At 59.9% G+C, this 24865-nt stretch carries 23 protein-coding genes; 8 read left to right on the plus strand and 15 right to left on the minus strand.

Features of this window, described 5'->3' with window-relative positions; translation table 11 throughout:
* Positions 1-40: 40 nt before the first annotated feature.
* Positions 41-2731: an aconitate hydratase AcnA gene (gene acnA / locus AC2FNL_RS05605; RefSeq protein WP_260063187.1), complete on the minus strand. Its 2691-nt coding sequence runs from the start codon at positions 2729-2731 to the stop codon at positions 41-43.
* Positions 2732-2957: 226 nt separating this feature from the next.
* Between acnA and AC2FNL_RS05610 the strand changes: the two genes are divergently transcribed.
* Positions 2958-3659, plus strand: coding sequence for a DUF1223 domain-containing protein (locus AC2FNL_RS05610; RefSeq protein ID WP_480694699.1), 702 nt, complete (start codon positions 2958-2960; stop codon positions 3657-3659).
* An 8-nt stretch (positions 3660-3667) separates the two neighbouring features.
* Here the strand turns inward: AC2FNL_RS05610 and AC2FNL_RS05615 are convergent, their stop codons facing one another.
* From AC2FNL_RS05615 to purB, 5 genes are all read right to left on the minus strand, one after another.
* Positions 3668-4591 (minus strand): lysophospholipid acyltransferase family protein, encoded by a 924-nt coding sequence (locus AC2FNL_RS05615; RefSeq protein WP_496832783.1) that lies wholly within the window; start codon positions 4589-4591, stop codon positions 3668-3670.
* Positions 4592-4709: 118 nt separating this feature from the next.
* A complete protein-coding gene (locus AC2FNL_RS05620) occupies positions 4710-5810 on the minus strand; it encodes a flagellar motor switch protein FliG (RefSeq protein ID WP_496832784.1) in 1101 nt (366 codons plus the stop codon).
* Between the two features lie 66 nt (positions 5811-5876).
* Entirely contained in the window at positions 5877-6416 is a 540-nt protein-coding gene (locus AC2FNL_RS05625; RefSeq protein ID WP_496832785.1) for a tetratricopeptide repeat protein, read from the minus strand.
* Positions 6417-6517: 101 nt separating this feature from the next.
* On the minus strand, positions 6518-6670 hold the full coding sequence (locus AC2FNL_RS05630; protein WP_141138470.1) for an adenylosuccinate lyase: 153 nt from the start codon (positions 6668-6670) through the stop codon (positions 6518-6520).
* Between the two features lie 127 nt (positions 6671-6797).
* Positions 6798-8102: an adenylosuccinate lyase gene (gene purB / locus AC2FNL_RS05635; protein ID WP_496832786.1), complete on the minus strand. Its 1305-nt coding sequence runs from the start codon at positions 8100-8102 to the stop codon at positions 6798-6800.
* Positions 8103-8189: 87 nt separating this feature from the next.
* Here purB and AC2FNL_RS05640 point away from each other — a divergent pair, with 87 nt between their 5' ends.
* Together AC2FNL_RS05640 and AC2FNL_RS05645 are read left to right on the plus strand one after the other, a co-directional pair.
* Entirely contained in the window at positions 8190-8522 is a 333-nt protein-coding gene (locus AC2FNL_RS05640; protein WP_496832787.1) for a hypothetical protein, read from the plus strand.
* A 6-nt stretch (positions 8523-8528) separates the two neighbouring features.
* Complete coding sequence (locus tag AC2FNL_RS05645; RefSeq protein ID WP_496832788.1) at positions 8529-9188, plus strand: hypothetical protein; 660 nt, start codon at positions 8529-8531, stop codon at positions 9186-9188.
* Positions 9189-9580: 392 nt separating this feature from the next.
* Here AC2FNL_RS05645 and AC2FNL_RS05650 read toward each other — a convergent pair whose 3' ends face one another.
* Positions 9581-10819 carry a bifunctional alpha/beta hydrolase/OsmC family protein gene (locus AC2FNL_RS05650; RefSeq protein WP_496832789.1) on the minus strand — a complete coding sequence of 413 codons (1239 nt, stop codon included), beginning with the start codon at positions 10817-10819 and terminating at the stop codon, positions 9581-9583.
* Between the two features lie 236 nt (positions 10820-11055).
* On the opposite strand from AC2FNL_RS05650, the gene AC2FNL_RS05655 reads away from it, so the two are divergent.
* Complete coding sequence (locus AC2FNL_RS05655; protein ID WP_496832790.1) at positions 11056-11250, plus strand: hypothetical protein; 195 nt, start codon at positions 11056-11058, stop codon at positions 11248-11250.
* A gap of 3 nt (positions 11251-11253) precedes the next feature.
* On the opposite strand, the gene dddP is transcribed toward AC2FNL_RS05655, so the two are convergent.
* Complete coding sequence (gene dddP / locus AC2FNL_RS05660; RefSeq protein WP_496832791.1) at positions 11254-12597, minus strand: dimethylsulfonioproprionate lyase DddP; 1344 nt, start codon at positions 12595-12597, stop codon at positions 11254-11256.
* Positions 12598-12720: 123 nt separating this feature from the next.
* On the opposite strand from dddP, the gene AC2FNL_RS05665 reads away from it, so the two are divergent.
* The gene (locus tag AC2FNL_RS05665) at positions 12721-13464 is read left to right on the plus strand and encodes a heme-dependent oxidative N-demethylase family protein (protein ID WP_496832792.1); all 744 of its coding nucleotides are present in this window, start codon (positions 12721-12723) and stop codon (positions 13462-13464) included.
* A gap of 37 nt (positions 13465-13501) precedes the next feature.
* Here AC2FNL_RS05665 and AC2FNL_RS05670 read toward each other — a convergent pair whose 3' ends face one another.
* The 5 genes from AC2FNL_RS05670 to AC2FNL_RS05690 all read right to left on the minus strand — a co-directional run bounded on the left by AC2FNL_RS05670 (position 13502) and on the right by AC2FNL_RS05690 (position 18175).
* Positions 13502-14410, minus strand: a complete 909-nt coding sequence (locus tag AC2FNL_RS05670; protein ID WP_496832793.1) for a hypothetical protein — start codon at positions 14408-14410, stop codon at positions 13502-13504.
* A gap of 198 nt (positions 14411-14608) precedes the next feature.
* Positions 14609-15403 carry a lytic murein transglycosylase gene (locus AC2FNL_RS05675; RefSeq protein ID WP_480774889.1) on the minus strand — a complete coding sequence of 265 codons (795 nt, stop codon included), beginning with the start codon at positions 15401-15403 and terminating at the stop codon, positions 14609-14611.
* 16 nt (positions 15404-15419) lie between these two features.
* Positions 15420-16256, minus strand: a complete 837-nt coding sequence (locus AC2FNL_RS05680) for an amino acid ABC transporter substrate-binding protein (protein WP_496832794.1) — start codon at positions 16254-16256, stop codon at positions 15420-15422.
* 142 nt (positions 16257-16398) lie between these two features.
* Positions 16399-17805, minus strand: coding sequence for a type I glutamate--ammonia ligase (glnA, locus tag AC2FNL_RS05685; RefSeq protein WP_093962421.1), 1407 nt, complete (start codon positions 17803-17805; stop codon positions 16399-16401).
* Between the two features lie 31 nt (positions 17806-17836).
* The gene (locus tag AC2FNL_RS05690) at positions 17837-18175 is read right to left on the minus strand and encodes a P-II family nitrogen regulator (protein WP_093962420.1); all 339 of its coding nucleotides are present in this window, start codon (positions 18173-18175) and stop codon (positions 17837-17839) included.
* A gap of 169 nt (positions 18176-18344) precedes the next feature.
* On the opposite strand from AC2FNL_RS05690, the gene AC2FNL_RS05695 reads away from it, so the two are divergent.
* The 3 genes from AC2FNL_RS05695 to tig all read left to right on the plus strand — a co-directional run bounded on the left by AC2FNL_RS05695 (position 18345) and on the right by tig (position 22885).
* Positions 18345-19937, plus strand: a complete 1593-nt coding sequence (locus AC2FNL_RS05695; protein WP_496832795.1) for an NAD(P)H-hydrate dehydratase — start codon at positions 18345-18347, stop codon at positions 19935-19937.
* A 308-nt stretch (positions 19938-20245) separates the two neighbouring features.
* Positions 20246-21367, plus strand: coding sequence for a porin (locus AC2FNL_RS05700; protein ID WP_170338049.1), 1122 nt, complete (start codon positions 20246-20248; stop codon positions 21365-21367).
* Between the two features lie 186 nt (positions 21368-21553).
* The gene (tig, locus tag AC2FNL_RS05705) at positions 21554-22885 is read left to right on the plus strand and encodes a trigger factor (protein ID WP_170338051.1); all 1332 of its coding nucleotides are present in this window, start codon (positions 21554-21556) and stop codon (positions 22883-22885) included.
* Between the two features lie 225 nt (positions 22886-23110).
* Here tig and AC2FNL_RS05710 read toward each other — a convergent pair whose 3' ends face one another.
* Both AC2FNL_RS05710 and AC2FNL_RS05715 read right to left on the minus strand, forming a co-directional pair.
* A complete protein-coding gene (locus tag AC2FNL_RS05710) occupies positions 23111-23974 on the minus strand; it encodes an acyl-homoserine-lactone synthase (RefSeq protein WP_222456842.1) in 864 nt (287 codons plus the stop codon).
* Between the two features lie 95 nt (positions 23975-24069).
* Positions 24070-24771, minus strand: a complete 702-nt coding sequence (locus tag AC2FNL_RS05715) for a helix-turn-helix transcriptional regulator (protein ID WP_170338055.1) — start codon at positions 24769-24771, stop codon at positions 24070-24072.
* Between the last annotated feature and the right edge of the window lie 94 nt (positions 24772-24865).

The following is a 24865-nucleotide window of genomic DNA, read 5'->3' on the forward strand; positions in this document are numbered from 1 at the left end:
CCCGGTCGGGGCGCCCTTGCGTTCTTGGCTTTGTGCCGGCTCAGCTGGCCTTGGCCAGGTTCCGCAGCACATAGTGCAGCACGCCGCCGTTTTCGATGTATTCGATCTCGGGTGCGGTATCGATGCGGCACTTGAGCGTGATGGTCTTCTCGGTCCCGTCTGCATAGGTGATGGTGCAGGGCACCTCCTGCAGCGGCTGGATCGTGTCCAGACCGTGGATTGAGAAGGTCTCGTCGCCTTTCAAGCCCAGCGTCTTGCGGTTGTCGCCGGCGGTGAACTCGAACGGGATGACGCCCATGCCCACCAGGTTCGAGCGGTGGATACGCTCGAAGCTTTCTGCGATCACGGCCTTGACACCCAGCAGCGCGGTGCCCTTGGCCGCCCAGTCCCGCGAGGAACCGGCGCCATACTGCTCGCCACCGATCACGACCAGCGGAGTGCCTTCAGCCTGATAGGCCATCGATGCGTCATAGATCGAGGTCTGCTGACCATCGGGGCCTTTGGTGTAACCACCCTCGACGCCGTCCAGCATCTCGTTCTTGATGCGGATGTTGGCGAAGGTGCCGCGCATCATGACCTCGTGGTTGCCACGGCGCGACCCGTACGAGTTGAACTCGCGCGGTTGCACCTGGCGCTCCAGCAGGTATTTGCCCGCGGGGCTGGTGGTTGCAAACGAACCAGCCGGCGAGATGTGGTCGGTGGTGACCATGTCGCCCAGAATGGCAAGAACCTTGGCGCCTTCGATGTTCGAGATGGTGCCCGGCTGTGCCCCCATACCCTGGAAGTAGGGCGGGTTCTGGATATAGGTCGACGTTGGCGGCCAGTCATAGGTCTCGGCATCGGTGGTTTCGACCGATTGCCATTTCTCGTCGCCCTTGAAGACATCAGCGTATTTCGACTGGAATGCCTCGCGGGTTACGGTTGCCTCGACCAGTTCGGCGATCTCTTTCTGGGTCGGCCAGATGTCTTTCATGTAGACGTCGTTGCCGTCCTTGTCCTGACCGATCGGTTCCGAGGTCAGGTCGATGTCCAGCGTGCCGGCCAGCGCATAGACAACCACCAGCGGCGGCGAAGCCAGGTAGTTGGCGCGCACGTCGGGCGAGATCCGGCCTTCGAAGTTGCGGTTGCCCGACAGGACCGAGGTCGCCACAAGGTCGCCCTCGGCGATGGCTTCCGAGATCTCTTTCTGGATCGGGCCCGAGTTGCCGATGCAGGTGGTGCAGCCATAACCAACGAGGTTGAAGCCGATCTTGTCCAGATCTTCCTGCAGGCCAGCGGCCTCAAGATATGCGGATACGACCTGCGATCCCGGGGCCAGCGAGGTTTTGACCCACGGTTGGCGGTTCAGGCCCAAAGCCGCCGCCTTGCGTGCGACAAGGCCCGCACCGATCATCACATAGGGGTTCGAGGTGTTGGTGCACGACGTGATCGAAGCGATCACGACCTTGCCCGATTCCATGGTGTAGTCTTCGCCTTTGACCGGCACTTCCTTGCCCATCGGGCGCTTGAAAGTGTTTTCCATTTCCTGGCGGAAGGCAGCCTTGGCGTTGGTCAGGGGCACATAGTCCTGCGGACGCTTGGGACCCGAGATCGCCGGAACGATGGTGCTCATGTCCAGCGTCAGGGTGTCGGTGTAGACCGGGGCATAGTTCTCGTCGCGCCAGAAACCGTTTTCCTTGGCGTAGGCTTCGACCAGCGCGATGCGGTCCTCGTCACGGCCAGTGTTGCGCAGGTAGCGCAGGGTTTCGTTGTCGATGGGGAAGAAGCCGCAGGTCGCGCCGTATTCGGGGGCCATGTTGGCGATGGTCGCGCGGTCGGCCAGCGGCAGACGGTCCAGGCCTTCGCCGTAGAATTCAACGAACTTGCCCACCACGCCCTTGGCGCGCAGCATCTCCACGACCTTCAGAACCAGGTCGGTGCCGGTGGTGCCTTCGACCATCTCGCCGGTCAGTTCAAACCCGATCACTTCGGGGATCAGCATCGATATCGGCTGACCCAGCATCGCGGCCTCGGCCTCGATCCCGCCAACGCCCCAGCCCAGAACGGCCATGCCGTTGACCATGGTGGTGTGGCTGTCGGTGCCGACCAGCGTGTCGGGATATGCGACTTCTTCGCCGTTCTGGTCGGTGTCGGTCCAGACGGTCTGGGCCAGGTATTCCAGGTTCACCTGGTGGCAGATGCCGGTGCCCGGCGGTACCACGCGGAAGTTGTTGAACGCGCTCTGGCCCCATTTCAGGAACTGGTAGCGCTCCATGTTGCGCTCATATTCGCGGTCCACGTTCATCTGGAAGGCGCGCGGGTTGCCGAATTCATCGATCATGACCGAGTGGTCGATGACCAGGTCAACCGGGTTCAGCGGGTTGATCTTCTGGGCGTCGCCACCCAGTGCCTTGATGCCGTCGCGCATCGCGGCCAGGTCCACTACGGCAGGAACGCCGGTGAAGTCCTGCATCAGCACGCGTGCCGGGCGATAGGCGATCTCGCGCGGGTTCTTCCCGTTGTTGGCACCCCATTCGGCAAAGGCCTTGATGTCATCGACCGAGACCGAAAAACCGCCGTCCTCGAACCGCAGCATGTTTTCCAGCACCACTTTCAGCGCGGCGGGAAGCTTGGAGAAATCGCCCAGGCCGGCCTCTTGCGCGGCGGGGATCGAGTAATACGAGATGGACTTGCCATTCACGCTCAGGCTGCGGCGTGTCTTGGCGGTATCCTGTCCGACTTTGATGGGCATCTGTGGCCTCCCTCTCAAATGACGTGGAATTGGGATTCGCTGAGCGGTATCTGCATCACCATGGCCTGCGGTTCAAGGTCCAACAGGGCGGGTGCGGCAATTTTTGTATACCATTGCACACATTTTTGCGGATTGCCGCCGAAACCTGTCTCAAGAAACCTTGATTGGCGCTTGATGCGGTGGCGGAGTACACCGGTGCTTGCAGGCCCCTCAAACCGAGAGTGAAATGAAAAGATCAGCCCTGACCACAGTTCTTGCGTCCGTATTCCTGTCGGCGTCTTCGGCCTGGGCGGACAGCCCAGTGGTGGTCGAATTGTTTACCTCGCAGGGGTGTTCGTCCTGCCCGCCGGCAGATGCGATCATGCACGATCTCGCCAAGCGCGACGACGTGATCGGCTTGGCGCTGCACGTGGACTATTGGGACTACATCGGTTGGAAGGACGAGTATGCCGATCCGGCGCATACGGACCGTCAACGAGCGTATGCGCGGCGCGGCGGCCGTTCGATGATCTATACCCCTCAGATGGTGATCAATGGACAGCAGGATGTCGTCGGTGCCAAAACCCGCGATTTGAACCGATTGATCGACGCGCATTTGACCGCCGCGCCCACCGCGTCGGTTTCGGCGCAGAGGTCCGGGAACATGGTAACGGTCCGCGTTGCTCCGGTCGATCTCGCCGCTGCGAAAAACTATGACGTGGTGGTCGTGCAATACACGCCCTTGCGCCACGCGTCGATTCGACGGGGCGAGCTGGCCGGACACGATCTGGACTACGCGAATGTCGTTGAGGAATGGCACAATGCGGGCCGATGGAACGGGTCGGCTGAACAGGATTTTCAGATCGAACTGTCTTCGGACCTGCCTGCGGTGGTTCTGATTCAGGGTACCGGCAATGGCCCGATCATCGCCTCAACAAGGGTAAAATAGACGGCGGCTCAGGGCATGTCCTGAGGCTGAACACCCAGCCCATTCCAGGCTTTCCACCGTCGGTGAATCCAGAACCATTGGCCCATGTGTTTCCGCACCATGCCTTCCAGGTCATCGTTGATGAACTGGGTCATGGTCTTGGGGTCCGTATGCGGCACCGGATCATGCAAAACGATCTCGAAATCGATACCGTTGGCTTGGCGCACTGCATAACAAGGAATGAGAACGGCATCGTATTTCATTGCCAATTCCGCGTTCAAAACCGACGTGACTGCGGGTTTGCCAAAAAACGTCAGCTCTTCACCGCCATGGGCGTGCAGGTCAGATACAATGGCGATGATGCCGCCCTTCTTGAGGGACCGAACCATTTCCACCATGCCGCGCCGGCCTTGTTCGAACATCGGCTCGCCGGTTTTGTGGAAGGCGTCGACATACATCTCGTTGAAATACGGATTGGCCATGCGGCGGTACAGGCAGCCAATCGGCTTGCCGCTGCGCGCCTGCAATGCGATCCGCGCAGCAAGGTAGTGGCCGAAATGTGCGGTGATCATCATCACCGGCCGACCTTCGGCCACCGCTTGTTCAAAGGCGGCGATTCCTGAACCTGATACTTTTGCGTTCTTCTGCCGTTCAGTGAAATCCTCGGGCGAGAAGTGTTCCATGATCGCGCGGCCCGCGTTATCGGGCACCGCACGGCAAATGCGTTTCACTTCGGTCTCGGGCAGGTCAGGGCAGGTCAGTTTCAGGTTGCTGCGCACGCGTTTGGTGAACCCAACCGCCGGAGCCAACCCGCGCACGAACGCCCCCATCGTCGCAATGCGCGGCTCATAGGGCAAAAGACGCATTGCGCCGATCATGCCTTTCAGGAACAGGTTGGCGACATAGTATTGACCAAGCTCAAAACGGCTCAGTTCCGACTTTTCGACGGGCATCGGGGGATCTCACCGGGTGTTGTGAATTGCGGATTCAGACATACAGCTCGCGCGCAACAACCACAAGTATTGTCCCGATCCCGGGTTCTACGGCATCCGAGCCAGCGGCAGGCAGCCCTTAGTCGTCATTGCCGTCGGCATCCGCTTCGACCAAGGTGATTGTGCCGGCGTCCACGAGTGTGCGGATCGCCCCGACGATCTGGGTCATGGCCTCCTCTGCTTCGGCCTGCTTGACCTTGCCGCGTTCAGCAATTTCTTCGCGCAGGCTGTCGGCCATCCGTGCGGATATGTTGGACAACAGATAGTCGACCGAGGCTTTGTCATCCTCGGCTCTTGCGCCAGCCAGAGCGGTTATCAGAAGTGACTGATCGACTTCGCGCAGGATGGCAGGCATATCCCGTGCAGCGATACGCGTGGCGATGTGTGCAAAGGTGAAAATGGTCTTGCGGACAGCGCTGGCGAACTCAGAATCCTCCTCGTCAAGCGCGTTCAGCAGCCCGTCACGCGTGGTTGGGGGGGATTGATTCAAGATCGCCCCAACACGCGCGTCGGGTGAATCGGTGAAGGCCGGAACCGGGCGTTGATCGAGTTGCGCGGCCAGCGACCAGCCGATCCGTTCCACCGCCTCGGGCGTCACGTTGACGGTTTTTGACACGGCATAGGTAATCCGTCTGGCCACCGGCCCGGGCAATTGCGCCAACAACTGTGCTGCCTTTGCCGTATCGAGCTTGGATAGCATAACGGCTGCAACTTCTGTGCTTTCCGCCTGAGCCATATGCGCGAGGTCTTCTGCAGGGGTGTCACGCAGGCGCAGCCATGGATCGCCGACCTGGCGCACACCCGCGACCTTGCGAAGCCGGGCAGCGGTCGCCGGGGCAATCTTGCCATTTACCGCGTCCAGCGCCCCGGCCAAGCCGTGCGGAAAGGCAAGTCCGACGCTGTCCAATGCATCCGCGAATTCTTGCGCGACAGCAGCGAGGGTCACGCGGTCAACCAGCCCCATCCGGCCCAGTTGGAGGGTCAGCCGTTCCTGCAGTTCGTCGGGCAACTCCTCCAACGGAAGATCGGCCCCCTCGTTCAACAGCAGGCGTACGATGATGGCGGCCTTCTGGCCGGGCGTGAGTTGACGAGGAACGACGCGAGGGGCGTCATCCGTCTGTTTCGCGGCCGGAGCAGAATTGCCCGGCGCGGTCTGTACCAAAGCATGTGAATCTTGCATCTGCCTGCGGTGTCAATTTTTGTTCCGCAGGCAGATTAGCGAGAGTCGAGTAAAGAAAGACTGAACCTAGTAGCTGTAAGTCAGCCTCGTGCGGATCGCCTCGCGCAGAGACGCTTCGGCCCAGGTCCCTTCTCCTCCGCGTGCCTTGATCTCGCGCCATTGCGTGATGGCCAGTTCGGTTTTCCCTTCGGTGACATATCCCTGGCCCATGTAGCTGCGGGCCAGAATGTTGTCAGGATTGGTTTCGATTGCGCGTTGGTAATAGGTGTTGGCCAGCTCGGCTTCGCCCATTTTGCGGTAGGTGAAACCCCAATACGTCAAAACGCGATCATCGTCTTGATCCATGACCCGCAACACGTTCTGCGCATTTTCGAACTGGCCGTCATAGGCAAGCTCGCGCACGGCCTGATACAATTGCTCTTCGCTGAAATTGGTCTTGTTCGGCTTGACGCAACGGCCGGCTGCTTCGTCATAGACGCGGCCGAACAGGCATTTCTTGGTGGTATTTGTTGGTTTTGGGGGGCTGCTGTCACCGCCGGCGGCGCTGACCGCAGGGGCAAAGGCAAAGGTCTGAAGGGCTAGTGCCGTGGCCATCAAAAGGCGCATTGTCCTACTCCGTTCCAAGGGCTGCTCGCAAGAAGCATAGTGCGTTCTTCAAAAAAGCTAACAACCAATGGCTCGCTTTTATTCACAAGTAGGACAAGAATTCAGCTGCTGGCGTTTTTCACGCAGCTTTCCGAGGCCGAATCCCAAGTCGTACCGGGCGCACAGGATTGCGATTGCTTGCTGTGGCCTTGGCAGGCGAAAGCGGACGAGGCGGACAGGGCAAGGGCCAGTGCGCAGAGGGTCGTGCGGATCATGGTGGGCTCTCCTTGAACGGAAATTGCCCACCCAGCATAGCCGATTTCCGACGTTTCCGCAAAAGACAGGGGCCCGGATCGCGCTGTGCGACCCGGGCCCCGGCAAAAGCCGTTCCTGCGTCGAGGGTTACTCGCCGAATACCCGCTCGAAGATCGTGTCGACATGCTTGGTGTGATAGCCAAGGTCGAATTTCTCTTCGATCTCTTCCTTGCTCAGCGCTGCGGTCACGTCCGGGTCGGCCAGCAGTTCGGTTTTGAAGTCCTTGCCTTCTTCCCAGACCTTCATCGCGTTGCGCTGCACCAGACGATAGGCGTCCTCGCGGCTGACGCCGGCCTGAGTCAGGGCCAACAGCACGCGTTGGCTCATGACCAGACCGCGAAACTTGTTCATGTTGGCCAGCATGTTGTCCGGATACACCACCAGCTTGTCGATCACCCCGGTCAGGCGCGACAGGGCGAAATCCAGGGTCACGGTGGCGTCGGGGCCGATATTGCGCTCGACCGAGCTGTGGCTGATGTCGCGCTCGTGCCAAAGGGCCACGTTCTCCATCGCCGGGATCACGGTCATGCGCACCAGCCGGGCCAGGCCGGTCAGGTTTTCAGTCAGCACCGGGTTACGTTTGTGCGGCATCGCCGACGAGCCCTTTTGGCCTTTGGAGAAAAACTCCTCGGCCTCCAGAACCTCGGTGCGCTGCATGTGGCGGATTTCGATGGCGATGTTCTCGATGCTGCTGGCGATCACGCCCAGCGTGGCAAAGAAGGCCGCATGGCGGTCGCGCGGGATGACCTGCGTGCTGATCGGCTCGGGCACCAGGCCCAGCTTTTCGCAGACATGCTCTTCGACGCGCGGATCGATATTGGCGAAGGTGCCGACCGCACCGCTGATGGCGCCGGTGGCGATCTCGGCGCGCGCGTCGCGCATCCGTGACAGGTTGCGGTCCATCTCGGCATAGAAGCGCGCGAAGGTCAGGCCCATGGTGGTGGGCTCGGCATGAATGCCGTGGCTGCGGCCGATGCGGACAGTGTCCTTGTGCTCGTAGGCGCGGCGCTTGAGTGCGGCCAGCAGGCCTTCGAGATCGGAGATCAGGATGTCGGCGGCGCGGGTCAGCTGCACGTTGAAGCAGGTGTCCAGCACGTCCGAGCTGGTCATGCCTTGGTGGACAAAGCGGGCCTCATCGCTGCCGACATGCTCGGCCAAATGGGTCAGAAAAGCGATGACGTCATGCTTGGTGACGGCCTCGATCTCGTCGATGCGGGCCACGTCGAATTCCACGTCCTTGGCCTTCCAGACGGCCTCGGCGTTTTCGCGCGGGATGACGCCCAGATCGGCCATCGCGTCGCAGGCATGGGCCTCGATCTCGTACCAGATGCGGAACTTGGTCTCGGGCGACCAGACGGCAACCATTTCGGGGCGGGAATAGCGGGGAATCATGGGCGGCGGCACCTTTTTCGGTTGGCAATGGGTGTTGGCGCGGGTGATAGACTCGCCGGACCGTTGGGACAAGGCAGGAGACGCGGGATGAGACGGTTTGCCCTGATTTTGTTGGTTTGGCCCGGAATTCTGGCGGCCGACACGTTCCGACCGCTGACGGGCGCGCAGATTCTCAACGCCCTGTCAGGCCGGACGCTGGACTATGACAACGGAGCCACACAGGTCTTCGAGCCGTCTATGGCCACGCAGTATTTCTCGGGTCGACCTAGCTCGGGGCGCTGGGCGGTGCGGGATGACAGATATTGTTCGATCTGGCCACCGTCTGACTTTTGGGCCTGTTACGATGTTCAGTCGGACGGTACGCGGATCCGATTTGTGGGTGAGGCGGGCGATGCGACAGTCGGGGTATATGCAGACTAGGCGGCAATGCAGGTCGGGCTGGCCCCAGAGCAAAACTCTTTAAAAACTGGACAAGCGCGGGTTGCATCGCTCATCCTCGGGACGATGACACCAACAAATAGAGATATCAGCTTGTTTAAGAAAAACCTTTTTGCCATCGGAGCGGCTTTTTGGGTCGGGATGGCGGATGCGGGGGTGAGCGATACGCCGGTCACCTACACCGAAGGGGGGCGTGCGCTGTTTCAGTTCGATGTCCCGGATTTTTGGATGCTTCGTACGGGCGGCCCACGCGATCTTGAGGATACGCAACTGGGCGATACCCGGTCCGTAAGCCGGGTGATGGCCGCGCGCCCGGTCACAGATGACTCGGTCTGGATCGGATTCGTGTCGCCGTTCGGCGTTGCCAGCATCGAGGACGGGGTCCGTTACTTGCAGGATGTCGACAAGTTTCTGGTGAAAAACCCAGAGGTGACAAGTGATGCGAACATGCGCATCGGCGGTTTGCCGGCCCGGGTCATTCGCGGCATCGGCACCCGTGACGGGCGCGGGGTCAACTTCACCGCAACGGTGATCGACCTGCCGCGCAACCGTGTCGCGGTTGTGGTGACCATCCTGCGCGACGGTGCAGATCCTGGCTATGTCGAGGATCTGAATGCCATCTTCGCGTCATTCCGGTCGATGCAGTGAGGGCGTGACAATGGCAAGAACATTTTTGAAGCGATCCGTCATCGTTCTGGGGCTTGGGGCCGGTGGATTTACCCTCTCGGGCTGTGAGGGTGTCACGGTCGGCGTAGGATACGGATATGACCCGTTCTATGACTCGATGCTGTGGAACGACTATTACCGCAACGTGAATGTTGACATTGACGTGGACCGTCCTCCGCCGCCGGGTAAACCGCCGGGTGGAAAACCGCCGCCCAAACCCAAGCCGCCAATTGCGAAACCGCCTGCGCGGCCGAAACCTCCGATCGCCAAGCCGCCGGCGCGCCCTCGACCGCCCGTGGCCCGCCCACCAGCGGCAAGGCCCCCGATTCACAGGCCTGCGCCTCGGCGATAGGCCATTCGGAACGGATATCGGTTCACGCCGGAGCCGCAACCGGTTCCGGCGGCAGCAGTTCGGTGGTGATATGCGCGGAATTCTCGAGCGTGCGGTGCACCGGGCATTTGTCGGCGATCTCAAGAAGCTTGGTCCGCTGGTCATTGTCCAGGGGTCCGTCCAGTCGGATCTTGCGGCGGAACTGGTCGATCTTTCCATCCCCCGCCAGCCCCGCGTCCTGCGCGTGCACCTTGTTGTGACAGACATCCACGCTGATCCCGGTCAGGGGCCATTGCTTGCGTCGCGCATACATGCGGATCGTCATCGAAGTGCACGCCCCAAGCCCGGCGGAAACGAAGCCATAAGGCGACATGCCGCGATCGGTCCCGCCGTAAGAGGCCGGCTCATCGGCCACGGCATGATGGCTTGGACCTGATTGAATGTCCTGAAGAAAACCGCCCGGGTCCACCTCGGTCACGCGCACAACGCCTTCGGGGGCGCCCGGCGGCGGGGCGGGCGGCGACAGCGGCACATAGCGCGATACCCATGCGGCGATGACGTCAGCGGCGTATTCTGCATCCTTTGAACGGGTGATCAGGTGGTCTGCGTCGTCCAGCGTGACAAAGCTTTTGGGGTGCTTGGCGGTCAGAAAGATCGTGCTGGCATTGTCGATGCTTACGGTTTCGTCGCGCGGCGCATGCAGGATCAGCAGCGCGGCCTTCAACTCGGCAATCGAGGGCGTCAGTTTGGATTCAGAGATGTCGCGCACAAACTCTCGACCGATGCGGATGGGGCGCCCACCCAGCAGAACTTCCGCGCTGCCATCCTGTTCGATCTGGCCCCGCGCGTCTTCAAAGTGATGAGCCACATGGCCGGGGTCGGCCGGGGCGCCGATCGTGACCACCGCCTTGACCGAGGGGATTCCGGCCCGCGCCCGCAAGACTGCGGCCCCGCCCAAAGAATGCCCGACAAGCAGGTCGGGCGCCATGTTCCGGCCCACAAGAAACTGCGCAGCGGCGATCAGATCTTCAACGTTCGAAGTGAACGTCGTGTTGGCGAACTCGCCCTCGGAATGGCCCAGCCCGGTGAAGTCGAACCTTAGAACGGCAAATCCCATCGCGGCCAGCCGCGCGCTGATGCGTCGGGCCGCGGGAATGTCCTTGGAGCAGGTAAAGCAATGCGCAAACAGCGCAGTTGCCAGCACCGGCCCATCGGGGAGATCCAGCCGAGCAGCCAGTTTGCCACCATCGTGACCGGAAAATGTGACGCGTTCTGTGGGCATGTCGAGTCCTCAGGCTGTGATGCTAGGCGCAATACTGTGAACAAGGCAGTGCAGTCTCAACCCTTGTGACAGGACCGTCACGGGAAGGTGAGGGCGCAGGCGGTGATCGTGAGGCGCCCTTTGTCCGGGAAGTGATCACAATTTGTGAAGTCTAAGCGAACAACAATTCGTTTTTACAATGATTCAGAAGCTCCCATGTTCGGCCTAACCGAAACAAAGGATCAAGGAGCGCGGAGATGACAAATTCGACAAACGCAGCGCATTTCGAAGCTGTACAGGTCGGTACGGCGGTTGCTGTCCTTCTGGCCACGGCCATCGGATTTGCCGCCGGACTGCACTGGCCCCAAGACACGTTTTCACCGGGCGCATCGGCAGAGCCGGTGCTTGAGGATTGGCACGGAAATGTGCGTCGCTCTCACTGGGCGGATTGAGACCTAGTCGAGCCCCATAAGCGCGGAATCGAACGGATAGCGGGTCAGGTTCTCAAAGCCGTCTTCGGTGATCAGAACCTGATCTTCCAGCTTGATCGAGAAATCGCCGCCGACTTCGCCCACGGCAGCCTCGACGCACAGAACCATGCCGGGTTCCAGCGGATAATCATATGAGCCTGGCACCGCCTTGTCGGGATAGGCCACCAACGGCCATTCATCACACAGGCCCACGCCATGCATCAGGCAGCCGTATTTCTGCGCCTGGAACTTGTCGTCCAGCCTGTGGCAGTTGGCGGTCAACTCGGGGATCATCACGCCGGGCTTCAGCATCTCCATGTTGGTCATGATGTGCTCGTGCGCGTGCTGCATGGCATAGACCATGTCGGGGCGCGGCTTTTGATCCCCGATCCACCAGGTGCGCGAGATGTCGACGCAGATGCCGTAGCTGCCGATTAGATCGGTATCAAAGGCGATGATCTCGTTCTTCTGAGTAATCCGCGGCCCGCATTCCTGAAACCACGGGTTGGTGCGCGGCCCCGAGGCCAGCAGACGGGTTTCGATCCACTCGCCGCCGCGCTTGATGTTCTCGGCGTGCAGAACGGCCCAGATGTCATCTTCGGACGTCTTGCCGTCGCCCACATTGGCGCGGGCGAACTTCTCCATCTCGGCCACGGCGGTTTCGCAGGCGTGGCTGGCGCAGCGCATGGCCAGGATCTCGTCAGGGCCCTTGATGGCGCGGGTCTTTTCGGTGACCTCTTCCCCTTCCATGATCTCGAAGCCCTGCGCCTCGAGCGCGCGGAGGCCGTGGAGCATGATCTTGTCCACCGCCAGCCGGGTGTGGCCGGGGGCGTGGTCTTGCATCAGCCCGCGCACCTCATTGGCGAACACGTCCGCCTGTACGTCCACCTTGTCGCCGCGGTCGAAATAGAACAGGTCCGCGCCCGAGCGCTGCTCGCGCACCAGCGGGTTGAATTTCGACAGGAAGGGCGAGTTCTTGTAGTCCCAGATCACCAAATAACCATCGGCGCACAGCAGCACCGCCCGGAACGGGTTGTGCGTGTTCCACAGCTGCATGTTGGTGCTGTCGGTCGCATAGCGGATGTTGAGCGGGTCGAACATCAGCAGCCCGCCATAGCCCCGATCGACGATCGCCTGGGTCAACCGCTTCCAGCGATATTCGCGCATCCGGTCCAGGTTGGGCAACTGCAAACCGGCGGCGGCCCATTCGTTGAATGCAAGTTGGGTGGGGCCGATCTCGATCCGGTCATTGTCGTTCGGCGTGCCGTCGCCCAGCGTCGCGCCGCGGCTGGGGTCGATCTTGCGGGTGTCTCGGTAGTGGTGGTTCACGGCGCGCCTCCCTGCTTGCCGGTTCAGCCTGAAGGGGCAGGGCGGCCCCGTCTGGGTGAATTGCGACGATTTGCCAGTCGCTTTTTGACCGACATGGCCTGTTTTGAGTGCTAACCCAACGCCATGACAGTCATTCTGCAACAGACTCTGCCCTACGATCCGACCCAACAGCGCCCGCTGCCGGGGATCGCGCCGACCACGATGGAGGACTGGCTGCATCGCGATGATGCCTTTGCCGCGCAGATGCGCCACCGCCAACAACTGCTTGAAACCCGCCGGGACGACGTTCTGGCGCTGGACGCGCAGGCGCACCCGGCCGCCGTCGAACTGCTGGATCTGGTCTTGGCGCAGGCCTATCCCGAGGCGACCGACACCGCGCAGCGCCCGGACGGGGTCGCTGTGCCGATTGACCGCGACACCCCTTTGGATACGCTTTGCCTGCTGGCGCAGGAGGATTTCTGCATCCTGCAGAAACAGGGCGACCAGCATGTACTGACCGGGGCCATCCTGTGCTTTCCCGCCAGCTGGCGTCTGTCCGAGAAATTCATGCGCCCGCTGATTGCCATTCACGAGCCGGTCGACAGCTATGACCCCAACATCGCGCGCCGGGTTCAGCGCCTGTTCGACGGGATTCAGGTCGACCGGCCTTTGTGGCGCTTCAACGCGCTGTGGTACGACGACCCCGAACTGCACCAGCCCCGAAGCGCCAGCGCCCCGCGCGAGATCCGTGACCGTGGTACCACCCGGTATCTGCGCAGCGAGCGACAAACGCTTTTGCGGTTGCCCGAGACACGGGCCGTGGTGTTCTCGATCCACACCTATGTCGTGTCGGTCGAGCACCTGCCAGAAATGGAAAACCCCGCCTGATGGCGGGGCCTCCAAGGAGGGTCTTCTGGTAATTCAGTTACAGTCCGATCGCATTGGCGACATCGGCAAACGCACCACTTGAGTTCAGCGACACGATGGCGACCGTATAGGCCAGGACCTGAGTGTTCAGGCGAAAGTCTTCGCCCCGGATGAGGTTCACAGCGGCCATCGACAGAGCGATCGGGGCCGACAGGCTGGCAACGGCACCGGTCAGGGCCCAGCTGGTCAGTCGCAACGCGTCACTGGGCCGGTCTTCATCGCCATCCGTCGCGGCCGGTGCATCGGAAACGGGTGCGTCGGCCTCGTCGGAACGGAAGGCGATGCTGAGCAGCTGCTCATCGGTCAGTTGAATCGGGCGTGGCGGTTTTGCCGGTGATTTGACGGCTTCATGGTCATCAGTTGCTGCGGGCTCAAGGCCTGCGAAAGGTCCGCTGACCGCCTCGAACGCCTCACGGCGGTTCCGCTGCTTGCGTGGCATCAACGAGTCAAACGCGCCCATGAACTGTTCGATCGTCAAAACGGTTTTCGGCGACAGCCATTCCACTCGTTGCGTCGAGCAGATGTCGACCATCCGATACAGCATGACGACAAGCATCAACTCGGAAATCTCGGGATCATCCATCAGGCCTGAAACAGGCGAGACCGAAATCACCAATCGGTTGCGCGGGCGTGTCGCCGATGGGCGCACCATGGTCTTCAGACCAACCGTACGGTCCAGACGCCCATAGCGGTCGCTGGTCTCCCGGGGTTCGGACTCGAGGGTCAAACGGACAAGGTACTGGCTGGACACGATGGTTGCCTCGGTCTGGCTCAGCAGGGTCTTGCGTTCCACAAGATGCCCGTAGTCCTCAAGAGTTGCCACCACGATATGGCCGAACCGCTCCAACGCGCCGTTCGTGTCGCCGTTGAATTGCAGGCCACCGTGGTATCTGTGCTTCGTGGTCACAGTCTTGCCCTCTGCCGTACGAATACTGAACCAACACTCTAGTCGGTGATGAGGGTCAAATTTTGACCATATTGCAAAAAAATGAATTTTTGCGACGATTGATTACGCTTTGGAAACCAAGAAATTAGAGCGTTCCGCCTGACACTGTGGCAGCAATGTGGCGGAATTGAGTGCGGTGGCCCGGTTGCCGACAAAGCCTCAGTTGTCGATTCGAGCTGCCATGATCGCAATCGATTTTTGGTAAACCGAGGCGGCGTTCCATTGCTGGATCACCGCAAAATTCGCTTCGCCGGGTTGATAGCCCCGGCCGGGTTTCCACCCTTTCTGCCGAAGAAAATTTGCGGTTGAGGCCAAGGCATCCGTCATGTTGTAGAAGTCCACGCGCCCGTCACCCGTGGCGTCCACGCCATAGGTCAGAGCATTGCCGGGCAGAAACTGGGTGTGGCCCAACTCGCCATGTTTTGCCCCTTTTGTTGCCACCGTGATCGCCCCCTGATCGACCAGTTTCAGCGCTCCGATGGCATGGGGAACAAAGAAGTCGGACCGTCGACAATCGTAGGCCAATGTTGTGATTGCGGAAACAACCTGGCTGTCGCCCATGAAGTTTCCGAACCCGGTTTCCATGCCGTGAATGGCAATCAGAACGCCGGCCGGGACACCGTACTGACGCTCCAGCGCCGCGTAGAATTCCGGGTTTCGGGCCTTGCGCTTGCGCCCCTGGGCCACGATCGTATCCGCCCCTCGAACCTTCATGAACTTGTCGAGGGAGTATTTGAAGCTTTTCTGCCCCCGATCCGCGGCGATGGTCCGTGTGGCGTATTGGGTTTGCGCCAGAGCCTGCAGCCCTTTTTTCTTTACTCCGGCTTTGCGCGCCTGCTTGGCAAAATCGGCCTTCCAGGCTTCAAAACCAGCGCCTGTGTTCCCGCAGGGAGCGGACTGCGCCGCCACGGGGGCACTCAGTGCAATGAAAACGGACAGGACCGTAAGGCGCATGGGGACCTCCTGGAAATCAGGGCAGGGTGGGTGCGATAACGTACAGGGCTTTCAGGGCCTCGCTGGGTTCAATCCCGGGCAGTGCGGCGCGAAAGATCTCTTCCATCGTGCCTTGGGCATACATCTGCGACAGGATCTCATCGACCATCAGGCGAAAGTCATCCTCGCCGCGCGCAAGGGCCAGACCTTGCTTTTCAATCGTCAGAATCTCTTGCGAGATTTTGAAGTCGTCCTTCAATCCGGCTGCCAAATAGTTGACCAAAAGAATGGATTGGTCGGCGAAATAGGCGTCGATCTCTCCGTCCCTCAAAGCCTTGATCCCGTCGGGATGTGAGGCGAACCGAACGAGCTTTGCCTCGATACCCGCTGATCCGAACGAGTTGAATACGGCTTCTTCGGTGGTCGTGCTGCTGCGCATGCCGACTTTCTTGCCGGAAAGCGACGCCATCGTGACATCCGCATCTATCGGCAGCAAAACGGATGTTCCGTCTACGAAGATCGGGATCGAGAAATCAACGGTTTCCCGCCGCGACAGAGTGATTGTCGCCGCGCCGCATAACAGGTCGATCTGGCCAGAGGCGACCATGTCAAAGCGCGTATCCGACTGCACCGGAATGAATTGTGCGGTCAGGTCATCCGCACCCAGTCGGCTGGCGATGGCTCGGGCAACCTGGTCGCAGATCATCACGGACAGCCCGTCCGGACGCTCCTTGTCATTGATGAACGAAAGCGGGGCAGCATCCGTGCGAAACCCAAATCGGATTTCGCCCGTTTCTTTGATCCGGTCGATCGTCTGCGCAGCAGCGCCCGAAACAAGAAGTGCAGCGGAAAGGGTGAGGGCGAGAAGGCGCATGAATAATCCTGATAATTGAATTGATCTTCAGCCTAGCGGCAAAGGCGCCTGTCACAAAGGGAAATATGGGGACCCTGCGGCACTGAAAAGGGGCGCCCGACAGGACGCCCCCAAGGTCTTTTCATTGGACTTCCGACCGGGGTCAGCAGCTGTAGTACATGCCGTATTCGACCGGGTGCGGAGTGTGCTCGTAGGTTTCGACCTCTTCCATCTTCAGCGCGATGTAGCCGTCGATCTGGTCCTTGGTGAACACGTCGCCCTGCAGCAGGAAGTCGTGATCAGCCGCCAGGCATTCCAGCGCCTCGCGCAGGCTGCCGCAGACGGTCGGGATACCGGCCAGTTCTTCGGCGGGCAGATCGTACAGGTTCTTGTCCATGGCTTCGCCCGGATCGATCTTGTTCTTGATGCCGTCCAGACCGGCCATCAGCAGTGCCGCAAACGCCAGGTAGGGGTTTGCCGACGGATCGGGGAAGCGGGCCTCGACGCGCTTGGCTTTCGGCGATTCCGTCCATGGAATACGGACGCAGCCCGAGCGGTTGCGGGCCGAGTAGGCGCGCAGAACCGGCGCTTCGAAGCCCGGGATCAGGCGCTTGTAGCTGTTGGTCGACGGGTTGGTGAAGGCGTTCAGGGTCTTGGCGTGCTTGAGGATGCCGCCGATGAACCACAGAGCTTCGTCCGAAAGATCGGCATATTTGTCGCCTGCAAACAGCGGCTTGCCGTCCTTCCAGATCGACATGTTGACGTGCATACCGGTGCCGTTGTCACCCGCGATCGGCTTCGGCATGAAAGTGGCCGACTTGCCGTAGGCGTGCGCGACGTTGTGGATGACGTACTTGTATTTCTGCAGCTCGTCCGCCTGTTTGGTCAGGCTGTCGAAGATCAGGCCCAGCTCGTGCTGGCACGAGGCCACTTCGTGGTGGTGCTTGTCGACCTTCATGCCCAGACGCTTCATGGTCGACAGCATTTCCGAACGCAGGTCCTGCGCCTCGTCGATCGGGTTGACCGGGAAGTAGCCACCCTTGACGCCCGGACGATGGCCCATATTGCCCATCTCGTATTCGGTGTCGGTGTTCCAGGATGCATCGGTTGCATCAACTTCGTAGGACACCTTGTTGATGCTGTTCGAGAAACGCACGTCGTCGAACAGGAAGAACTCGGCCTCGGGGCCCATGTAAGCCACGTCGCCAACGCCCGAAGACTTCAGGTAGGCTTCGGCCTTCTGCGCGGTGCCGCGCGGGTCACGCTCATAGGCTTCGCCGGTATCGGGTTCCACGACCGAGCAGTGCAGGCAGATTGTCTTTTCCGCATAGAAGGGATCGACATACGCGCTTTCGGTATCGGGCATCAGTTTCATGTCCGATGCTTCAATCGACTTCCAGCCGGCAATGGACGAACCGTCGAACATGAAGCCTTCCTCAAGGAAGTCTTCGTCGACCTGGTCGGCCATGACGGTCACGTGTTGAAGCTTGCCACGCGGATCGGTGAAGCGGATGTCGACATACTCGGCACCCTCGTCTTTGATCAGCTGAAGAACTGCGTCCTTGCTCATTACTATGTTCCTCTAGATTGCAGAATTGGTTTTACAGCGCGTCCGAGCCGGTCTCGCCGGTCCGGATGCGAATGGCTTGTTCAACGGACGAGACAAAGATCTTGCCGTCCCCGATCTTGTCGGTCTTGGCGGCCGACACGATGGCTTCGATGGCCGCGTCGACCTGATCGGCATCCAGAACGACCTCAACTTTGACCTTGGGCAGAAAGTCCACGACATATTCCGCACCGCGGTACAGTTCGGTGTGTCCTTTCTGGCGGCCGAAGCCCTTGACTTCGATCACGCTGAGGCCCTGGACGCCAACGTCCTGCAGGGCCTCTTTCACTTCGTCCAATTTGAACGGCTTGATGATCGCTTCGATCTTTTTCATCCGGGCTCACCTCGCATGGTTGTCAGAATGGCAGTGATCACGTCTAAGATCGGGCGGCAATGCGATTGCCGAATTGACCGTCTGCTGGTGAAGGGATTCTGGGCGGTGGTCCAATTTTTAGGCAAGTTGCACAAAAAGTAACCAGATTTGAATCGTGCGAGGGTTTCGGATGCCAAAACTGCTGACTTCGTCCCAGATGAGGGCGGCCGAACGCGCCGCAATCGAATCCGGGTTTGTCACCGGCCTTGAGCTGATGGAGCGCGCAGGTCGCGGGGTGGTCGAGGCCGTCTTTGAAACCTGGCCTGACCTGGCGGCGGGGTCAGGGCGGGCCGTTGTGTTGTGCGGGCCGGGCAACAACGGCGGCGACGGTTTTGTAGTTGCGCGCATTCTGAAAGAGTGGGGGTGGGTCGTGGACCTTTTCCTGTTGGGCGACCCCGAGAAGTTGCCTGCAGACGCGCGGGCGAATTATGAGCGCTGGTGCGCGATGGGTTCGTGCCATGCGCTGTCCGATGACGCGCTTGATGCCTACGCCGCGGCCCGTTCGGATACTGTTCTGGCGGTAGATGCCTTGTTCGGAACCGGGCTGACGAGACCGGTAGCCGGGCTGCCACGGACAATCCGTAAATTGGGCCAGTGGAAAGCGTCACAGTCGGAAGTTGGTTACCCACGTGTCGTTTGTGTGGACATTCCCAGCGGCCTATGTGCGGACAGTGGTCGGCGTTTGGTGTCAGAGGGATTTGCCCCCGAAGATTGCGCCGCTTCGGCCAACCTGACGGTGACGTTTCATACCGCAAAGCCGGGCCATTATCTGGCCGAGGGACCAGAATGCTGTGGTAGGGTGTCCGTTGTCGATATCGGTCTGCCGGCTCTGTCAGTTGAAGAAACACCAGATGGCCGGCCGAGCGTGTTGCTGGACCCGGAAAACCTGCCTGATCTGCAGAAATCGGCTTTCGATCACAAATACGGTCACGGTCATGCGCTGATCCTGACGGGCGAAACTGGAAAAACAGGCGCTGCGCGATTGGCTGCGCGCGGAGCGTTGCGCGTAGGTGCTGGTCTTATCACGCTGGGTGTCCCTCCCGCCGCATTGCAGGAAGTCGCCAGCCAAGTCACCGCGGTCATGATTGAGCAGATCGAAGGCGCGGATGGGCTGGCCATTGCATTGCGGGACCAACGCCTGAACGCGCTGTGCCTCGGGCCCGGATTGGGCCTGGACAGGGCCCGATCGCTGGTCCCCGTGGCATTGGAGTCCGGAAGGGCAACCGTGCTGGATGCCGACGCTCTTTCGGCATTTGCCGAGGATCCGGCGTCACTGATGAAGATCCTGCATCAAAACTGCGTCCTGACACCTCACGGCGGTGAATTCGCCCGTCTGTTCCCCGATATCTCGGCCAAGCTTTCCTTACATCCCGAGGATGGACCAGCTTTCTCAAAGGTTGATGCCGTGCGCGAGGCGGCCGGCAGGGCAGGGTGCGTGGTTCTTTTCAAGGGACCGGACACTGTGATTGCGGGTCCGGACGGTCAGTGCTCGATCCATTCAGCCCACTATGATCGGGCCGCGCCGTGGCTGGCGACTGCAGGCGCGGGCGACGTGTTGGCGGGTTTTTTGACCGGGCTGCTGGCACGTGGATTGCACCCGCTGAAAGCGGCCGAAACCGCCGTCTGGCTTCACGTGGAGTGTGCGCGCGCTTTTGGCCCGGGATTGATCGCGGAAGACCTTCCCGAGCAACTGCCCGGTGTGCTCAAGCGTCTTCAGATATGAAGTTCTTGCGTGCTCCCAAGGCGCAAGGCTAGAATATCGGCAGGATTTTGCTGTCAAGACTGCGCAAATGCATAGCGAGTGTTTGCCAAACGCATGGCCGGATGGCAGAATTCTCTTGCGGGCCGTCTGAAGCCTGCGCACGTTTGTTGTTAAAGTATTGATAACACGGAAATTTTGCTTTTCTGCCACTTTGTCTTTGTGGCGGATTTGCAATGATCGAGCTGAATGGCGTAGGGGCCTCTGGAACCGGACAGTTCCACTGAACATCTGGGCAGTACCTGAAACCCGAACCTTTCATGGTGAGTGCTATGACATTGAATATCAAACTCTCCTCAGTCGCTGCTGTTCTTGCGGCCACCACGGCCATCCCCGCCGCGGCAGAGCTGAAATACGAGAACAACAGCGGTGGCTATGTTCTGCTGTATGGGCAGTTCAACCCGGCAATCATCTCGGTTGACGACGGCCAAGAGACCGATACCCGCCTGCTGGACAACGACCTGTCCAACAGCCGCGTCGGCCTGAGCCTGATGCAGCCGTTTGGCCAGAACGAATTCACCTTCCGCTTTGAAACCGCGCTGGGTCTGCCGAACTCCAGTGAGTGGAACCAGTTGGGCACCGATTTCAGCGGCTGGACCCGGGAAGACATTCGTCACGTGGATTTTGCGCTGAAAGGTGGCTGGGGTAAATTCTCGGCCGGTCAGGGCAGCATGGCGTCTGACGGTGCAGCGGAGACTGACCTGTCTTATGTCGGCACCGCGCTGTATTCGTTCACCAATGATGAAAACTCGGGCTTCTTCTACCGCGGAACCGACGGAACCCTCAGCGACATCACCGTCGGCGACTCCAGCAGCAACTTTGACGGCGCGCGCCGTGGCCGCGTGCGGTATGACACGCCGGATTTCAGCGGCTTTTCGGCCAGCTTCGCCTATGGTCAGAACATCCTGTCCAGCAGCGATGACGACGACTATTACGACGTTGCTCTGAACTACAACAACACCTTTGCCGGTGGCATCGAGTTCGCGGCAAGCGTGGCCTATGCGGTGCGTGATTTCGACGACGGTTCGGGCGACCGTGAAGACACGATCGGCTCGGCGTCGGTACTGCTGCCCAGCGGCTTCAGCTTCACCGCTGCTGCCGGTACCCGAAACAACGTGTCTGGCGAAAGCGATCCCAACTTCTGGTACACAAAAATCGCTTACGAAGATAATTGGGTGTCCTGGGGCAAGACCGGTATCGGCATCGACTACTATGATGGTTCCGATTTCAACACGGACGGGTCCAGCACCGAGTCCTGGGGTATCGCAGTGGTGCAGCGCATCGACAGCATCAACACCGATGCCTACCTGAAGTATCGCAACCACGACTTCAACGACGGGACGTCGTTTGACAAGAACGAAGCTTGGGTCCTGGGGGCCCGCTGGAAGTTCTGATCCCGACGTTGTTTTAAATTCATGGCGCCCCGGCTCTGTCCGGGGCGTTTTTTGTGGGGCAGGGTGGCAAAACAAGGCCAATCTGGCACCTTGCCCCTTGCCCTTCGGCGGCTAGGCAAATAGAAGGCGTCAAATTTGCCCGGCGCGCCCGTTTTGCGCGCCCCGAAACCTATGGGGACTACCAGAATGCAGGTTACCGAGACGCTGAACGAGGGTCTGAAACGCGGCTACAACATCGTTGTCACCGCCGCCGAGCTGGACGAGAAGGTCAATGAGAAACTGATCGAAGCTCAGCCGGAAATCGAGATGAAAGGCTTCCGCAAGGGCAAGGTTCCCATGGCACTGCTGAAAAAGCAGTTTGGCCAGCGCCTGTTGGGCGAAGCAATGCAGGAAACCATCGACGGTGCGATGAACAAGCACTTCGAAGACAGTGGTGATCGTCCGGCGCTGCAGCCTCAGGTCAAGATGACCAATGAAGACTGGAAAGAGGGCGACGACGTTCACGTCGAAATGTCCTATGAAGCCCTGCCGGAAATCCCCGAAGTTGACCTGAAATCGGTCGAGCTGGAGAAGCTGGTCGTCAAGGCGGACGACGCAGCCGTGGAAGAAGCCCTGCAGAACCTGGCTGAAACCGCTCAGGATTTCAAAGCCCGCCGCAAGGGATCAAAGGCGAAGGAAGGCGATCAGGTCGTCATCGATTTCGTCGGCAAGGTTGACGGCGAAGCCTTCGAAGGCGGTTCGGCCGAGGATTACCCGTTGGTGCTGGGCTCGAACAGTTTCATCCCCGGTTTCGAGGACCAACTTGCTGGCGTGAAGGCTGAGGAAGTCAAAGACGTCACCGTTACCTTCCCCGAGGAATACGGTGCCGAGCACCTGGCCGGCAAAGAGGCCGTGTTTACCTGCACCGTCAAAGAGGTGAAGGAACCTGTTGCCGCCGAGATCAACGACGAACTGGCACAGAAGTTTGGCGCTGAGGATCTGGCTGCGTTGAAGGCACAGATTGCCGAGCGTCTGGAAGCCGAATACGCGGGTGCGTCGCGCGCGGTGATGAAGCGCGCGCTGCTTGATGCGCTGGACGAGAAAGTGTCGTTCGACCTGCCGCCGACCCTGGTCGAAGCCGAAGCCAAGCAGATCGCGCATCAGCTGTGGCATGAAGAAAACCCCGAGGTGACCGATCACAACCACGATGAGATCGAGCCGACCGAAGAGCACAACAAACTGGCTGAGCGCCGCGTGCGTCTGGGCCTGTTGTTGGCCGAGCTGGGCCAGAAGGCTGAAGTCGAAGTCACCGACGCTGAGATGACCCAGGCGATCATGAACCAGGCTCGCCAATACCCGGGTCAGGAGCGTCAGTTCTTCGAGTTCGTTCAGCAGAACGCTCAGATGCAGCAGCAACTGCGCGCGCCGATCTTTGAGGACAAGGTTGTGGACTACGTGGTCGAGCTGGCCAAAGTGACGGAAAAGGAAGTCAGCAAGGAAGAGCTGCAGAAGGCAATCGAAGCCCTCGAAGAGGAATAAGCCGCGTTTTCTGGTCGGTCCGGGTGCCGCCGCACCCGGCCGGTCAAACGGCGATTGCTTGAACATAAAGAAATGAAATCAGGCCCTCTTCGGAGGGCTTTTTTTGTTGCTGCCGAGAACCGGAACGTATGCGTCAGCGGCGGATCGGTCGCCAAAATTAGAGCGGAGCCGCCTGGAATGAGACGGCTCCGCATGGGTGGCTTTTGGACTTATGAGGTGAGGGGGTCAGGCCTCATGAGCAAAAGCACGGGGGGTTTGCAACAGAGCGGTTTTCTGCTCTGGGGTAAAGCGGTCCGACAGGCTCTCGATCAATTTGAGTACGGCCTGGACCTCTTCTTTCGTCGTCGCAGCATGCATCTGCTCGACGAAGTATTTCTCAAGATCGGTCAGTGGCTGGTGGTCAAGATTGGCGGCACCGGCTTGTGCCATCTTGGCTTGATGACCCGAATTGAACAGTTCGAGCGCCTTATCGTCGGTCAGGAACACGTCGTAGTCGATACTCGAATACTCGCGGATCGATTGGATACGCTCGTCCGAGCAATCCATCAGAGCGGCCATTGCGACCACTTTGCCCATCGGCTTGGCGGTGCCGACATAGTCGTACGGAGCATTTCCGGACCGTTGCAGCACCCGGTTCATAACCGGATCAATGACCGCGACCGAGTCGAGCACTCCAGCTTCCTGGGCGTATTCGAATGACCCAATCATGACCTCGCTGGTCACGTAGGATACGGAATTTTTGCCACGTCCCCGGCCGAGCCGTTTCGTGTCGACGCAGAACCGCGTGGCTTCCCAGACCTGGGCGCTGCGGATTGGCGGCTCGCCATCAAGGATCGAGCTGAACACATCGGCCAGCATGTGCGGGCCGGTCGTCTGCAAGAGGCGCATGCACCCAACAACGTCCCCCTCGTCGTTGATGCTGACCACGTGTGCAGGATTGAGCGAGTCGAACTGATCGAATTCGCGCCCGTCCTGGATGTTCACTTCCCAGCCCAAGCGATCCCCGAACACGCGTGCGCGCAGCTTGAACATCTCATCCAAGACGTCTTTGAACTTATGCTGGTTGATGCCATCAATAACGATGATCATTCCATCCCCCTACAGTTTGGTTACCGTAAGGAGCAGATTAACCAAGTTTCGAAACAAGACTATTGGGGATATCCCGTATTTTTCTGCCTTAATTGTTAACCGGGGTAAATTAACCCCAGACCAATGGCACGGCCGATCGCCTGGGCGGTCGTGAGTGCGCCCAGTTTCTCTCGCCCGGAACGCATGTGCACCTCGACCGTCCGGTGCGAAATGCACAGAATGTCCCCGATATCCTGCTGGGACTTGCCCTCGGCGACCCATTGCAAGATTTCTTTTTCGCGCGAGGACAGGGTCGGAAGGTATAGAGCCTTGGCCAAAAGGCCAGACTGCATGACTGTGTCATGCGCGTGAACCGCGGCCATCTGCAGGTCACCCATCACGTGCTTTTTTAGCTTTTTCCATTCCTCGTCCGTGCAATCCTTGGTCACGCTGAGCAAGCCAGTTTCGCCATAAGGTCCCCGAACCGGAACCGTCAGGCCGCGGTCGGTGATCCCGAAATCATGAGCGTCGCGGAACACTGCGTTGAACTTGTCGTCGTGATTGAAGCGGCCCCAGTCCACCGGCGCGATGCTGAGCGCCGACTGATATAGGGTGGGATCAAGGTGATGGTAGCCTTGCGTGGCGTAGTGGATCTTCCACTCGTCCGGGTAGTTCGCGTAACCTTGGACGTCACCATTCACGGGATGGGTCGTCGCATAGGACGCATAGTCGAACCCAAGTTCGTTGCAGACAGAATTGATGATGTCGTAAGCCGACCGTTCATCATGATCAATTGTGGCCAAGTCAATAAGTTTCACTCGTCCAACCTTTGTCCCTACGGCATTTCCCCCGAAAAATGCCGTATCTGCCCGTATCACAGCCTACGTTGCGTCAATCTGAACAGATTGCGCA

This window comes from Ruegeria sp. CRTD044 (assembly GCF_059613485.1).